Source organism: Pontibacter sp. LHS1 (genome assembly GCF_058932855.1).
Window position 1 is genome coordinate 1 of record NZ_JBZYWF010000018.1, and the last position, 13705, is coordinate 13705.

Below are 13705 nucleotides of genomic sequence, written 5' to 3' on the forward strand. Positions count from 1 at the left end.
AAGCGCCGCGCGCTCCACCGCGTCCGGCACCAGGTCGTAGCTGCTCACACTGGCCATCTGCATACTCAGGGGGCCTTCGGCCAGCGTCTCTCTTTGCTGCAGCATCTCCTGCCGCCGGAGCTGTACCGGCGCCTCCGTGTCCCCTTCCCGGGGGTGGGGGCTCTGGGCCAGCAGCGCGGGCGGGTAGAAGAGCAACAGGAGGGCCACAATCAGCAGACCTGCCACACGCAGCAGGCGGGGGCGGGAAAGGGAAAAAACAATTGAATTCATAGAAGGCGTTATTTGCATGATCCTGTTATCTTATAGATTTCAACAAAAAGCTTCCAGCTACCCGCTCCTAAGCTAACCTCTACTTTAAATTCCTGGCACTACACCTTCTCTCTGGTCTTCGGGTGGTAAAGACGCATGCCCGGCATTCAATTTCCACAGCGCGAAAGCATTTAAAAGGAATACTTCAGAAGTTGCTTGAGCAACTGGAAAGACATTTGGGTTCCTGTCTGCTTAGCCCACAACCAGTTCTAAGTACCGGTTTGTGCAGAACAAATTGGCAAGTATCCAGGTACCACTATACCAGGCTTACTGCCCGGCATAGTGGTACTCATAGCTCCTGAGTATATTCCCCTCGTGATCCTTTACAGACTTCAGCCGGCCATTCATATCGTATTCATAGTAAGTCGTTTTACCGTTGGAATCGGTTTCAGAGATTAAACCAAATAGAGGATCATAGGAGAATGTCGTCATCATGGCTCCTTTAGGGTACAGCTGTAAGTCATCTATCACCGCACCGCCATTTGTCTCCACTGTAACCTGGCCAGGGTTCTGAAGCGTTATCAACCGCTGCCCCCAGTCAACCGGTACTTGTATGGCATTGCCGTTTACATTGACGCTTCCCCCTCCTTTGGCCTTAAAGCTTACAATGTATTCCCCGGCTGGCAAAACAGTGTGGCCTGGGGTGAAAATAGAGCCGGAGAACACCCACCTGCCTGTCGTGGCATCGTGACTTTCTATCAGACTTCCCGCTTGTGACCAACCGGTTGTACCCAGTGCCAGCTCAAAATCACTATAGGCAACTTGGTTTGCTGCTGCTCCCTTTACCTGGGCAAGCAGCAGCATCTTTGTCTCATCCCAGAGCAGTGCGTTTGTGAGACCCTTAGTGGAAAACTCCAGGAGGTTGAGTTGACCGGAATACTGCTCAAACGCGTACTCCTCCCGATATTTGTTGTCATAGAAAAACATCCCCTGCCCGTTCAGGCCAGACCTTATGTAGTCCTCTCCCGCCACTGGCTGGCTTGACTCAAAGTTCAGCACCTGCCGTAGCACCGCATAGCCTCCAAAGGGCTCATATAGTGAAAGTGTACCACCCACCAGGAGTGAATCTACCCCCCGGTAAACCCATTCCTGGTTTTCTATGGGTTTACCAATGGCATGGGCATCCAATAGAACACGCAATCCCAGCGCCGGTCCACCCGACTGAGCCGGAGAGGCATTTGTAATAATATCTCCAGGGTATACCATCCGGGATCCCGTGCTATAACCTTTGCTGTCACTTCTCATAATCCTGGTGGTCTGGGCATGGCCGGGGTTGTCGTAATGGAAACGGGTAGTCGTCGCCACGTAACTGGTCGTGTCACCGCTGTTGAAGATCCGCTCTTCGGTGCTGGAGAGATACTGCCAGACGGACAGATGCTTAAATGACTCAACAAGAAAAACGGCAGACTCAAAGCACGCATGGCAGCCCCCCTTATGGTGCTGGTATGCCGGTCTTATTAACACTACCTGAAGCCCCAGGGCGTGCATTTCATTCGTGCCATTCGGAAGATAGTAATTGCCGCTTTCGCTGGTGCCAACGGGAAGCGTGTAATCGCGGCTATAGCTATATTTTTTCCGGCGCAAGGGCTGATAGGCGTGTGTTTCACTAGAATACAAATAGTCCGTCTCCTCCAGCAGCAGTCCCCGGGCCCATTCTTTGCTTGTCGGGGGCGTGAAAGGGGGGCCCTTGTGGGGGACATAGTCTTCCTCGAAGGAATAGCGGTAGGTAGAAAGGTTTCTTCCTGTGCCCGTCTCACTCAGCACACTGACTGCCGTGTAGGCCACACTGCTGCCCGACAGGGTGGAAAGCGGAGTGTTACTTCGTGTCGACTGAACAGTGTATTCGCAGAACTCCTCATGATTTGTTTGTGTTAGATCTTCCAACAGCCCTGTCCACACCGCATTTGGATAAGTGTATTCCGGTTGGTATAGAATCCGTCCGCTGGATTGAGTGGAGTCCTGGAGCGACCTGTAAAGAAATTCCCGCACCATTGGCTCACTTCCTCCTGAATAATCTGTTATCTTTTTCACTCGGAGCCCACCGGCAATCTGGTTAGCCGTGACGGACTCCATCTGAATTTCATACCAGTATAGTACCACATGGGCCTCGTCATAACTGCCCTGCGTCTCTATGACGAGCTTATACTCACCAGGCAGTAGCGCCAGCCGCTCCCCCTCGGGAACAGACTTGTTTGTAAAAACCCTATGGAAGCTTGGATCTGTAACGCCCCTGATCTCAGCCCGGACATAGTCCGGCGTGTAAAGCGTTGCATCCGAAACTTCGTATTTGGCTGTTACACCGTATGCCCCAACAGTCGGACCAACCTCGAATGGAAGCTCCCTGATAATAACAACATCACTGGGTTCATAGTCTGAGTTGTAGAAGGTCGTGTCCTTAAACACTTCATTGGCAACTGATTTGGTATGATAAGAATCGTGGGGTTCGAAATCGAATGTCGTATACCCTCCTGTCGGGTAGGTGAGTCTGCTGAGGGTCCACGCCCCCATCAAATCAGCGGATGCTTCCCGGTCTCCCCCATCCTGAAAGCCCCAGAGAATGTCCTTGGGTAGCAGGCTGGTGGTCCCGTTAAAGAAACCCCAGTGGTCCTGGGCCTGCGACATTCTTGAAGGGAGATTGACTGACTCGTTATAGTCTATCAGGTAGGGGGCTTTACCTTCCTCCTCGACAGCGAGCAGTTTTAAGCGCAGCATTTCAGGTGAGGTACCGGTGCTATCACAATCATCCTCACCGGGCACAGCTGATCCTTCAGAATAGAAATAGCTTTGGGACAGGCGGAACACTTTCCTGCTGGTACTCCCGTCGGCCTTCACTTCCACCTCTTTCAAAGCGGCACTCCCCGGGAGATCTGCCCGGTCACAGGAAGAGTAGTGAAACAGCACCTCATGCCCCCGGTTGCTTCTGATGGCTTTAAGCCGCAACGCCCACGTCACCTCTGTCCGGCTTTCTGTTCTGGTGTTATAGTTGGTGTTACAGAACTGACCGGGCTTTTTGAGATAGCGGGTGTAGGACACCTGGTTGCTGAAGCTGTAGCTGTACTGATCGTATTCAAACCGGATGGTGTCGCCGGATGGCGTCGTTATGAAGGAGAGATGATAAACAAATGAGTAGGGCGTGTAAGCCCCCTCAACCTGCGGTCCAAACTGAGGCCCGTATTGCTGGTAATAGGTGATGGAGATCTCGCGGTCTGCAAAGGTGTATTTGACTCCCTGCTCATCCGTAATCGAGTACTGGAGGTTTTGGGCATGCACTATCTTTAGGGGTTCAAAAGGGACCGTAAAAGCCTCTCCACTGGGCGTATGAAAGAACTTACCGGAACGCCCACCCAGGTTGTAATAAAAAAGGTCCGGCTGTAAATCGAATGCGGAGTTTGGGTTTATCCCGGTGTATGACGTCATCCCAATCAGCCTTGTCAGCAGTTCATAGTCCGCCGCTCTCAAAGAATCTTCATTAGGGGGAATGGGGATCATGCCACTGTAGGGACTGAGTTCCCTTTCCTTCGGGAAATCACCGGCCGGGTTGCCGGTCGCATAGCCGTTACCCTCTAAATCCGGTTTATCAAACACGGTACTCGAAATATTCCCCCCTGCAGAGAGTGTCCATCCCAGGCCAACGGAGGAGGCGATCTCATCTACCCGGATGCCACCGGCGTGGTAATTCAGGGAGATGGGGAGTGACACCTCTCTTAGTTTTATTTCATAAAGCGGAATTGAGATATTGGGCGTTCCGGTAGAGTAAGAAACAGGAACCTGCGCGAACTTCGCAAGAGCGGCCGCCTCAGGCGTAGGCGGAATCGGAGGTCTGAGTTCATAATTTTGGCCTAAGGCCGTTTTTACTGACAGGATAAAAAACGATAAAATGCATAGAACTAGCAGAGCGTGTTTCATTGTGATAAAGAGTGAATACGCGTTTGGAATATGTTTTTATGCTAATAGTTAAACTAGCTATAGAAAGTGCTAGATATAGGGTAAAAAAAGATAGTATCATCATTAGATGGAAGGTTGTGGATTAAGCGTCACTTGTAAATTTCCTGGAATAGACCAGGCACGTCAAGTATACCTTTATGATGCAAAAAGCCAATAATAAAAATATATTATTATATAATTATAGGATTAATACAGATATCAAAACAAATGGTTGTATTATTTTATTATTTTTATTTAAATAATTGCTTTTATTTATTGCTGACAGAGATTTTAATCGTTTGTTAAAGCTGGAATGAGGTGTCACTTTGGTATTATTACTCCATAAAAAAGACTAAGCTGAAATTATTAAAGCCAATTGAGGATATTGTTTGTGTAGAGCAGCCAATTACTTAAAGTAAACTATTGGTCTTGTGTATAAGGCGCACTGTGTTTAGGGCCTCAATTAATTCCATATAGGCGTAGCGGGGAGCGTTCTGATTGATATTATTCACAAGATAGACACACATACTCCTTTTGCTAGAACGATGATCTGAGCTCGTGGCACCTGCTAGCTGCAAGCGTTAAAAAAAGTCTATTTATCTAATAAAAGTAGGTTGTTTATAAGTCTCCCTACCCGTGTGGTGGACACTGCCATAAGAAGCTCTTTCCTTCCTGTTATCATTTTCAGCAGTTTTAAAATATGCTGTTTTGGGTTTCATATTATGCCAGGGAGCTGTGCTATGAATGGGTAGCCATCTGTGTTAGCTACTCCCCTGAGGTAGTGCTGCCTTACTCTTTTGATATTGTGCGCTGTGGTTGGCTAACTGCTTCATCATAATTACTATGAGTCTCCAGTTTTCACATGCTGATTTTATCAGTATTGCCTGCTGCAGTTGGTTACTATCGCAGCACTGATTCTCCTATTTATGTCGGTTCATCTACCCAGTTCTTATATTGTGAATTCCGGATTTATCAGAACCAGGCGATGATAAAGCTTAGTTCATGCCCATGGTATTTAACCTAATGGCAGTTATGTGTATCATTTCTGCCATTAGGTTAATAAATTTGTAAAGGACAAGCGATAGGGCTATATGCCTACTGTGATATTAGTTCATACCTTCTGATTATCGTCCTCCTTATGGCATTCAGGACAATAACACTTTTGGGCATATCGGTCTTCCTTAATGTGCCATCCTGAATTGATGGCCATCTCTGCAATGGTTACAGAGTCCCCCATAGCGGAATACCCGCGGTGATCATCAATGAATGTAGTGTCGCAGACATCGCACACGACACTGTACATGGTTACTTTTGTTATCATGACTGTTTCTTTTTTTCATTGATACTGAACCCGCTGTCTTTTAGCTGCGCATTTTACATGAATGGAGGACGTGTTTTGATGAATCTCTCTCGTACTTAGATAAAGCTTATAAAGTATTAGAACTTCTTTACAAGCATAATTTATCAAAACTATCCTTTCAGTCCACAATTCCGCACGTAAGGGAAAGTCGCAGACCATCCGTGAACCGGCAAGCCTCATTCTTACCACCTATCCTGGCTCGGTTGAGCCTGGCACCATCAGCATTCAGGCTAAAAACGACTTCCTGACCTTAATTAAGCTAGAAGGTATACGGGTATGCATTGCAAGCCAGCGCGACCCCGGTACCGGACTGTAGAGTAAGCTCAGGAAACTAGCGGATGAACTCAACTGTGATATCATCATCTGCGCGACCCGTACCAAGCGAGAGGCTGTCAGGATCATAGACCGGGTAGCCCGGAACAAGAGCTATGACACTATCCGAACTTCCACCTACCAGATTAATGCAGGCCACCGCGCCACAGCCAATAAGCTAAAGGCAAAACACCTGCTGGAACTACTTTAAAACCTAAAGTTACTTTTCATGCCGGATGCAGATTTTGCACTAACTTAAGCAAAGGAGCAGATCAGCACAAAATTTTATCTTTGGGGATCAAAATCTCCAATTTATCCGCTTTTACTATTATGTTATTCGATGACCTTCACGTTTAGGACCATAGTTTACCAACTTTATAGATTTCATTCGTTGGAGATGTTATTAGTAAGTTTGGTAGCTGATCTGACTTCAGCTGGCATCCAATTTGTTACCTGCTAACAGCCAGATGGATTCTTATAAGAAGGTGACAGTATACTTTACCAATAAGGGTATACTTTGAAACTATAAATTGATAGACCGTGAAACGACGAGACCGTTTCCCAACATTGCACGACGAGGCTTTTGTTCGCTCTATGGTGATCAAGTCTATTTACGGCTCCAGAATGCTGGAGAACCAGGTCGTGAGCAAGAAGCGCCTGGAGCAACTTTACGCCGAAGTCAAGCAGGAGAAGCAGCTTAAGGTTGCTTCCTGATCATTTGTCTCAGTTCTTAAAAATCATAGGTACCTGCAAGTTCTATCGCTTGCAGCTATTCTTTTCTCTCATCCCCATCCCGGTGGTACAATTCCACACTGTGGTGGCCGTGCATATAAGCTTACCTACACGTGAGTACTCACATTGAACGTCAATTCCCTTTTATAAAAGGACGAATATGTATAAGCTTGTAGTGTACCCGGCAGTCCATGATTTGAAGCCTTTGAAAAAACTTTTCCCAGGTAAAGACTGTCCCTGTTTTCAAAAAGCAAATTGTTAACCCCATTTTGAACCAGGTATCTGCTAAACCCGGCACTGATCGTTCCGGTATCCGAGCAGGGGACAATCATCAGATTGCTAGGTCGACAGTTAAATAAGTCTATGTTCCTGACCTCAACTTTCGGTTTTGTCTCAGGCATATTTGAATTGTCATCCATTGGTATGATTGTTTCAGTGCTTTGATAATTAGGAGAATCATGTGCTGACTCATGGTGCCATGCTCTTTCAGCTCCTTATTTCCTGAATAGGCAAAAACTGAATTGAAGGTAGAAACAAGATCGTTTTGTAGCTTATCCTCCCTAGTAGAGGTCAAAACCCACAAGTGGCCTCTAAGTGGACATCCATAATATTTCCTTTTTAGAGGTGAAAGGGAGAAATGGCCAGGAGTTGATCCACAACCATGTCCATGCGTTGTTGGTACCAGTGCAGGGCTATGCCAAAACTGCCGCCCCTCCGGGTAATCTTGGCCAGGGGAATCTCGACAATGGTCTGCCTGGAAGCATCCAGTTGCATGATTTGAAAAAATCTTTCCTGGGCCAGAAGTCTTCGTCCCTAACAGAGCTGATCAATAGGTCAAAACCAGCATGCTGGTCCTGAAATTGCTTGAGTTCTCGTATAAGCCGGGGAGTGTCGGTGGGGGTGTTGATCAGTATCCTAATCTGCTTCCCGTTCCTGTCTACCCCCTCCAGTACAGCCTTAAAATCTTTGAAGGAAGCAGGCACTGCTTTTAGCACATCCGTAAATCCCTTTGCCAGCAAGCGCTGAGTCAGCCGGTAAATACACTCGCTTTTGCCGACGGATTGCGCACCGCCGATTAGTAAACAATCCATAGTATAATTTTAAACAATAATTAATTAGGCTGGTTTAATTAGCCTGGGCAAGAGGATAATCCCCGTTACTGTTTATAAAGTGGATGCTCTTCAACGTAATGAAGTTTTTTCCTAATGGCTTGAATAAACTTTGAGTTCTACATTGCCCACGGTGTGGAGATAGTGATGTGTGTTCCCTAAGAGCAACAGTATACTATCGGAAGCACTTGCTTTGCTGAAACCCGGTTGCACGATATAGATGTGGAACCTCATTTCTTTCGTCCATTTTGCTGCATTCTGCAGAAGCTCCAATTGCTCTGCTGTCCCCTTCACCAAACGATTGCACGTGGCTCCCGCCTCTTTCTTCTCCAGGCGCCGAAGCAGATGGTCAAAGAAAAATTTCCCTTCCCTGTGTTTCCAGTTTAGGGACTTCTGAGCCTGTCCACAAACCTGGTACAGGTTGTTGATATCATTGCCCACTCTTCCCCCGATGGCATACTTGAGATGATACAGGTGAATGTCCATGTGCTTTTCAGCATCATTGATAGCGACAATGTCCGCTATCTCCCCTTTCCCATCATCATCATATACGATTTCATAGTCTGCTTTTATCTTTTCGATAAAGAAGTGCTGAATAGAGGTGGTGTCATAGGGCATAATCCCCTGTGACTCTTTTCTCAGGTTCACTCCGGTCCAGTCCATAGGGATTATACTGTCAAGTGGTATGTGATCCACTCTTTCTCTCAGCTTCACATACCTGTTCTGAAACAGGTGCGAGCCATCTGCAAACCAAAACGTGGGGGTAAATGTCTGGAAAAAATCAGCCAGGATTTCGTCTCGACTAGCATACCTGATCCGGGCTGGGGTCAAGTCCGTTTTTTTCACCTCGTAATACGGCACCTGTGCTCCATCACGCACCTCGACTCCCAGGATTAAATCAAAGCTGACCAGCTCCTGCTGTGTTTCCAGATAAAATTGCAATGGACTGCCAGCATCTGTCTCTGCTACGCCAAGCTCTATGGAGGACAGATCATAGGAGCGTCCGTTCAGCTCTAGCTGGTAACGGCTCTCCGGGTACATGAACATCTCTGGGTGCCATTCGACTGCAATCGGTGCAACGGCAGGCCGCTCCACAATTGTTTCCGGTACCAGTGTATGCTGCAATACCACGTTTGGATCAATGTTTGGATTCTCCACAATCTCCCCTATCTCCCGACACCACTGGGTTAACTCTTCCAGGTTTGCCCTGCTGTGAGACCAGATCTTCCCTTTTACCGAGCAACCCAGTGAAACCTTCTCCCCTTCCCTATAGCCTACCCCGAAGATGTTGTTCTTCACAAGCGTACCCTGTTCCAGTAACCTCAAGCCGTCCTGCACCCCGCGCCCAAAATAGGATTGGAACGTGATATCACGCCCAATACCCCTTCTGGCGCCTACATTAAACAATGAAAGCCGGTGCACATCGTGAAATATCCTGAAGACATTCATTCCGCTGATTTTGGTACTTCCCTCACCAAAAAGCGCTGTCACCAATTTCTCAGAGGCCAGTCCTTTGAAGGAGGTATTCACAAAAACCCTGTTGACATTTGGTCTGTAATCCCAGAATACCACGATCAGGTTCCAGTCCATGTTTTGCACAGTGTCAAAGTTACCCCAGTCGACCTTCGAGACTTTTCCCAGGATGATCACAAGTGTGTTGGTATGGGGGTTGTAGTCACTGAATTGGTGATCGTATGTATCCAGTTGCGTAATCCCCTTCTCCCAGTCCCGGGGATGCCACTCCTGTGCATCCGTCTTGTAAACTACGGTGCTCAATGCCGGGATAATGTGCTGAAAGGGAATCATCGACTCCTCCAACCGCCCGAAACCCTCCAGAAATGCCTTGAAATCAATCTCTTTCTGCGTTGCCCCTTCGCTCATTGTCGGCAGCAAAAGGTTCCAGTCCGTATCCTTTGCATACAGCTGATCCAGCTCCTCCTTGATAGGAGGATAGGCCAGGTTTGTAATGAAGCTCGCCTCCCCTAACCGGTCATAAGATGCCCTTGTGAAACGTCCGATAAACTGCAGAGTGATCGGAAGGCTCTGCCTTTCGTCGTGGATAGCGGCTATTTTCAGTTCCGGTAAATCAAAGCCCTCTCCCAGCATGTCCACACAGACAATGATTTTGTGCACTTTCCGTTTAATGGCGCTGATTTTCCCGGATAAACCGACTACCCCGGTGAATACCAGAACGGGGTTTAGATCTGCATGCTGCTCGTAGTACTGGAAAACCTCCCGCGCCCGGTCCTTTGTCCGGCACCGGGCCATCAGAATATGGTCGTAGCCGTTGGCCCGGTCCTCCCGCAGGCGCCCAACAGCCTTTATCGCTATGGCTTCATCGGCCTTCTGCCTGTCGTACTCCCGGATGGGCAGGTAGTTTATCTTCTTGTAGTACTGCTGCTCCTGTGCTTTCTTAAGTGAAAAGTTAAAAATGAATTTGCCCTCCAGTTTTTTCCCGTCATTCCGGTATGGAGTGGCTGTGAACAGGAAGACCTGCTCTTTCCTGAATACCCGGATCAAGTCTTTCCATGTACTTGCTTCAGAGTGATGGGCTTCGTCCACAAACAAGTGAGAAAACTCTTCTGATAGCAGCGCCTTTTGTGTAGCGGACATACCCGCCAGGATGCTCATGGTAGTGACCACCACATTGGACTGCGCGATAAAAGCCCTTAACGCGTCTGATTCTTCTATACCGCTGCTCATCATCCCGACAAGCGGGTGATGGGCCTGTTCCCCGAGTACACCAAACTTCTTCAGGAGCCCAAGCGACAGGAACTTGCCATACAACTGCCCTCGCAATGAGTCCGAAGGCACCGCCACCAGTAGCTTTTCACATTGGTTTGCCACCAATGCGCAGAGCATGGTTTCTGTCTTTCCTGTCCCTGTGGGCATGACAACAATTCCGATATCATCCGCGTTCTGAGTATGTGCCAGAATGGAATACAGTGCCCCCACCTGTGGTGGTCTAAGGCCGTCGGTCCTGGTTTCCGGCACTTCTTTGACAACCTGAAACCGGTCCTTCCAAGACATGGTAACTGCTTCAGGCCCCATATTTTGGATGTTCGGGTGCCTGAGCCATTCTTTTATTTTCAGGTCATCATTCCTGAAGTCCTTTCGCGTCGGCTTCCTGGAAGTTAGCAGAACGTAATCAAATGAGGCAGGAATCTCCTCCCCCCGATTGCTGGTCAGGTAATAGGTACTGTCTTCCGACGCTATCACAAAGGGGTGTATGCTTACCAGTTCACAGTTACTGATGGTCTCGGCTCCCCCAAAGTACTGTTGTATGTAATTTCCACCGCCTGCGTAAACTGTCCTGATAACGGAAGGTAGTTTCAATACTGTCATGCCCCTGCTGAAAAGTTGAGTCTCTAAATAGCACACACCTTGTGATTAAGACCTGAAAGCACAGTGCTTCAACGACCATAAGCAAGGGTCTACTCCTAGAAGAATTTATAAGGGCGCAATTTAGGGAATACTTTTTTGTAAGATCCTGATAAAATACCCGGTCTACTTGTGAAAAATCACACTAAACAGGACGATAAAATTTCACTGCATTCTTTCCCTGTACCATATTACTTACCGGCCTTTGCTGGACTGAATGTAATCTATATTCCTTCTTTTGAAGGCATTGTTGAGCCCGCGATGGTAAGTGCCAGGCTAATCATAGTGGAACAGGCATAGTGACAAAGAAAAAGCCACCCGGTTGGGGGTGGCTTCCTTAAGTTATTTCCTAAATATTAAATTACTGTTTCTGTCTAAGTTGTTAAACCTAACAGCAAATCAGCCGGTATGCGGAGCGCCACATGAAGGCGGCGAATCATGTCCAAGGTCAGCTCCCGCTTCCGGTTAAGAATCTTTGACACAACGGTTTTGTCACCTATCAGAGGCTCCAGGTCCTTGCGTGTCAAATCCAGTTCCTCCATCCTTACTTCGATGGCCTCGATAGGATCCAGTACATCAAGAGGATATTTCTCATCCTCGTACTTCTGTACCAGTACCACCAGGAGCTGTAGCTCTTTGGATTCTTCGCTGCCCGCTGGGGCATGAAATATCTCCTCAATCCTGTTGATTGCGTCTTGGTACTCTTTCTCTGTCTCTATTAACTTATTTACAGTCATCATATTTTTTATCTACAATTCCATTCGACAGCCCGGCCCTTCATTACCATTACTTCTTTGGCGGCGCTTGCACTAAATAGTCTCAGTAGTATATCGTCATTTCTCGTTTAGCGCTTTAGGAAACGCTAGAGGCATCTATGCCATCGTACTCTGCGTGGGTACCCACCCACTTAATCATTATGTTTTTGTACACAAAGCTGATTCTCACGATCAGGCGGTATTTATTACCTCCTATGTTAAAAACAACCCTGTCGTCTCCTACCCAATCTGCACTAGGGTAGTCCTTTCGTATGTCTGAAAAATTAGCCCACTGCGCTCTTTCAGCGTTTCTATACCATGTCAGTAGGACAGCCTTGGCCCCAGCGTGACGCTCACAGAACTCGAGTATCTTCTTTTTGCTTATAACATTCATTGACAGTTAGATTGTACATAGCGCAAAGGTAAAACAAAAGTTGCCTATATAGCAACTGAAAGTTGACAAATTAGCAACTTTTATACTGAGACATTTAAACTCAGACAGTATGGCACTATTAATCAAGCTGTTGCCTGTTTCTAAATCGAAAATTTTGAAAATCAATTAGAATTACGAAGAAAACCAACTGTGTACAATGTGAAAATTCACATATGTAATTCTTAAATTGAAATCCTATTATTGCAAGGTTATAATGATTTAACCTCTCCATTGTTTATGAATTACTACAATAACCTGAACGGTGACTCTGGCATTCTTGCTTATAATATCGGCCCTGACTTTATCGAAGTTCAGTTTCGGACCGGTAGAACATACTTGTATACATACGCTAGCGCGGGAAGCGGCAACGTAGAGCGCATGAAGCAACTGGCAAGTCAAGGAAGTGGCTTGAACAGCTTCATTAACCATTATGTAAAATATCGGTATGCCCGTTGATTTTCCTGAAACACCGCTTTGAGGGCCGCCCCCAATGAGCACTACTAAGCTGTTCTAAATACGGAATGACGTTCTCACTCCTACCTCTCTGCCCTCTGAGTTTAGTGAACACCGTCAGCTACGCTTTCACCTTAAGGCTAAGATGTTGAAAGTAGTGCCTGTAAATCCAAATACAGAAATACATGCGGGGAGATTAGTATTACAGTAGAAACTATTCTGAACTTACTATAACTGATTAGGCTTTGTAGGTTAGCTCCATAGTATTCCAGAACCTTGAAGCACTAAAGCCTTATTATTCAAAAGACGCCCTCAGTTTGCAGCAATCAGAGCCAAATGAATATAAATAGTAGTATATTTAATTTGAGTATATAGCACCTCTTCAATATGATACAAAATTTAGCTGCTTGAATGGATAACAAAGAAAAAATTACCCACATAAAATTTATTATCGGCCGGTATGATTTCTACGCCAACGCCGTCAACACAAAAGGCAGCTTCCTACTAGCGTTTAATTCATTTGCTGCAGGAGGATACATTATTAAGTACATGGACTTAGCAGAAAAGCTTCGGGAAGAATGCATGCTGTTGGCGTGGTTTCAGGTAATTTCGGCTCTGTTTATTGTCAGTTCGCTTCTGTCCATTTGGTTTAGCATCAGAGCCGTTTATCCGTCACTTGGCTCGGGCAATCGCAGAGGTGCCTATCAATCACTCATATATTTTGGCTCAGTAAGTGAATTAGAGCCAACGGTCTACATCGATGAGATTGCGAAGCAGGATGAGGCAGGTACCGTTGATGATTTAAGCAGGCAAGCACATCAGGTTGCTACGATAGTGAGTAAAAAGTTTAAGCTTATAAGCTGGGCCAGCCGAATCGTCTTTGTTGAATTAGCTCTTCTACTGGTGTTGTTTCTGTTATTTCTGGTTAACCTTTAAT

9 protein-coding genes are annotated in these 13705 nt (G+C 46.7%); 2 read left to right on the forward strand and 7 right to left on the reverse strand.

The window, feature by feature from the left end:
• From AC5FXQ_RS20655 to AC5FXQ_RS20665, 3 genes are all read right to left on the reverse strand, one after another.
• Window positions 1-288, reverse strand: a 288-nt coding sequence (locus AC5FXQ_RS20655) for a hypothetical protein (RefSeq protein ID WP_493604309.1), incomplete at its 3' end; no start/stop codon positions are given.
• A gap of 288 nt (window positions 289-576) precedes the next feature.
• Window positions 577-4215 carry an RHS repeat domain-containing protein gene (locus AC5FXQ_RS20660; RefSeq protein ID WP_493604310.1) on the reverse strand — a complete coding sequence of 1213 codons (3639 nt, stop codon included), beginning with the start codon at window positions 4213-4215 and terminating at the stop codon, window positions 577-579.
• 1709 nt (window positions 4216-5924) lie between these two features.
• Entirely contained in the window at window positions 5925-6065 is a 141-nt protein-coding gene (locus tag AC5FXQ_RS20665; protein WP_493604311.1) for a hypothetical protein, read from the reverse strand.
• A 380-nt stretch (window positions 6066-6445) separates the two neighbouring features.
• Between AC5FXQ_RS20665 and AC5FXQ_RS20670 the strand changes: the two genes are divergently transcribed.
• The gene (locus tag AC5FXQ_RS20670) at window positions 6446-6619 is read left to right on the forward strand and encodes a hypothetical protein (RefSeq protein WP_493604312.1); all 174 of its coding nucleotides are present in this window, start codon (window positions 6446-6448) and stop codon (window positions 6617-6619) included.
• A 636-nt stretch (window positions 6620-7255) separates the two neighbouring features.
• Here AC5FXQ_RS20670 and AC5FXQ_RS20675 read toward each other — a convergent pair.
• The 4 genes from AC5FXQ_RS20675 to AC5FXQ_RS20690 all read right to left on the reverse strand — a co-directional run bounded on the left by AC5FXQ_RS20675 (window position 7256) and on the right by AC5FXQ_RS20690 (window position 12276).
• Window positions 7256-7411 carry a hypothetical protein gene (locus AC5FXQ_RS20675; protein WP_493604313.1) on the reverse strand — a complete coding sequence of 52 codons (156 nt, stop codon included), beginning with the start codon at window positions 7409-7411 and terminating at the stop codon, window positions 7256-7258.
• 428 nt (window positions 7412-7839) lie between these two features.
• On the reverse strand, window positions 7840-11091 hold the full coding sequence (locus tag AC5FXQ_RS20680; protein ID WP_493604314.1) for a DEAD/DEAH box helicase: 3252 nt from the start codon (window positions 11089-11091) through the stop codon (window positions 7840-7842).
• Window positions 11092-11501: 410 nt separating this feature from the next.
• Entirely contained in the window at window positions 11502-11867 is a 366-nt protein-coding gene (locus AC5FXQ_RS20685; RefSeq protein WP_493604315.1) for a helix-turn-helix domain-containing protein, read from the reverse strand.
• A gap of 112 nt (window positions 11868-11979) precedes the next feature.
• Window positions 11980-12276 (reverse strand): type II toxin-antitoxin system HigB family toxin, encoded by a 297-nt coding sequence (locus AC5FXQ_RS20690; protein WP_493604316.1) that lies wholly within the window; start codon window positions 12274-12276, stop codon window positions 11980-11982.
• A gap of 903 nt (window positions 12277-13179) precedes the next feature.
• Between AC5FXQ_RS20690 and AC5FXQ_RS20695 the strand changes: the two genes are divergently transcribed.
• On the forward strand, window positions 13180-13704 hold the full coding sequence (locus tag AC5FXQ_RS20695) for a Pycsar system effector family protein (RefSeq protein ID WP_493604317.1): 525 nt from the start codon (window positions 13180-13182) through the stop codon (window positions 13702-13704).
• Window position 13705: the final 1 nt, after the last annotated feature.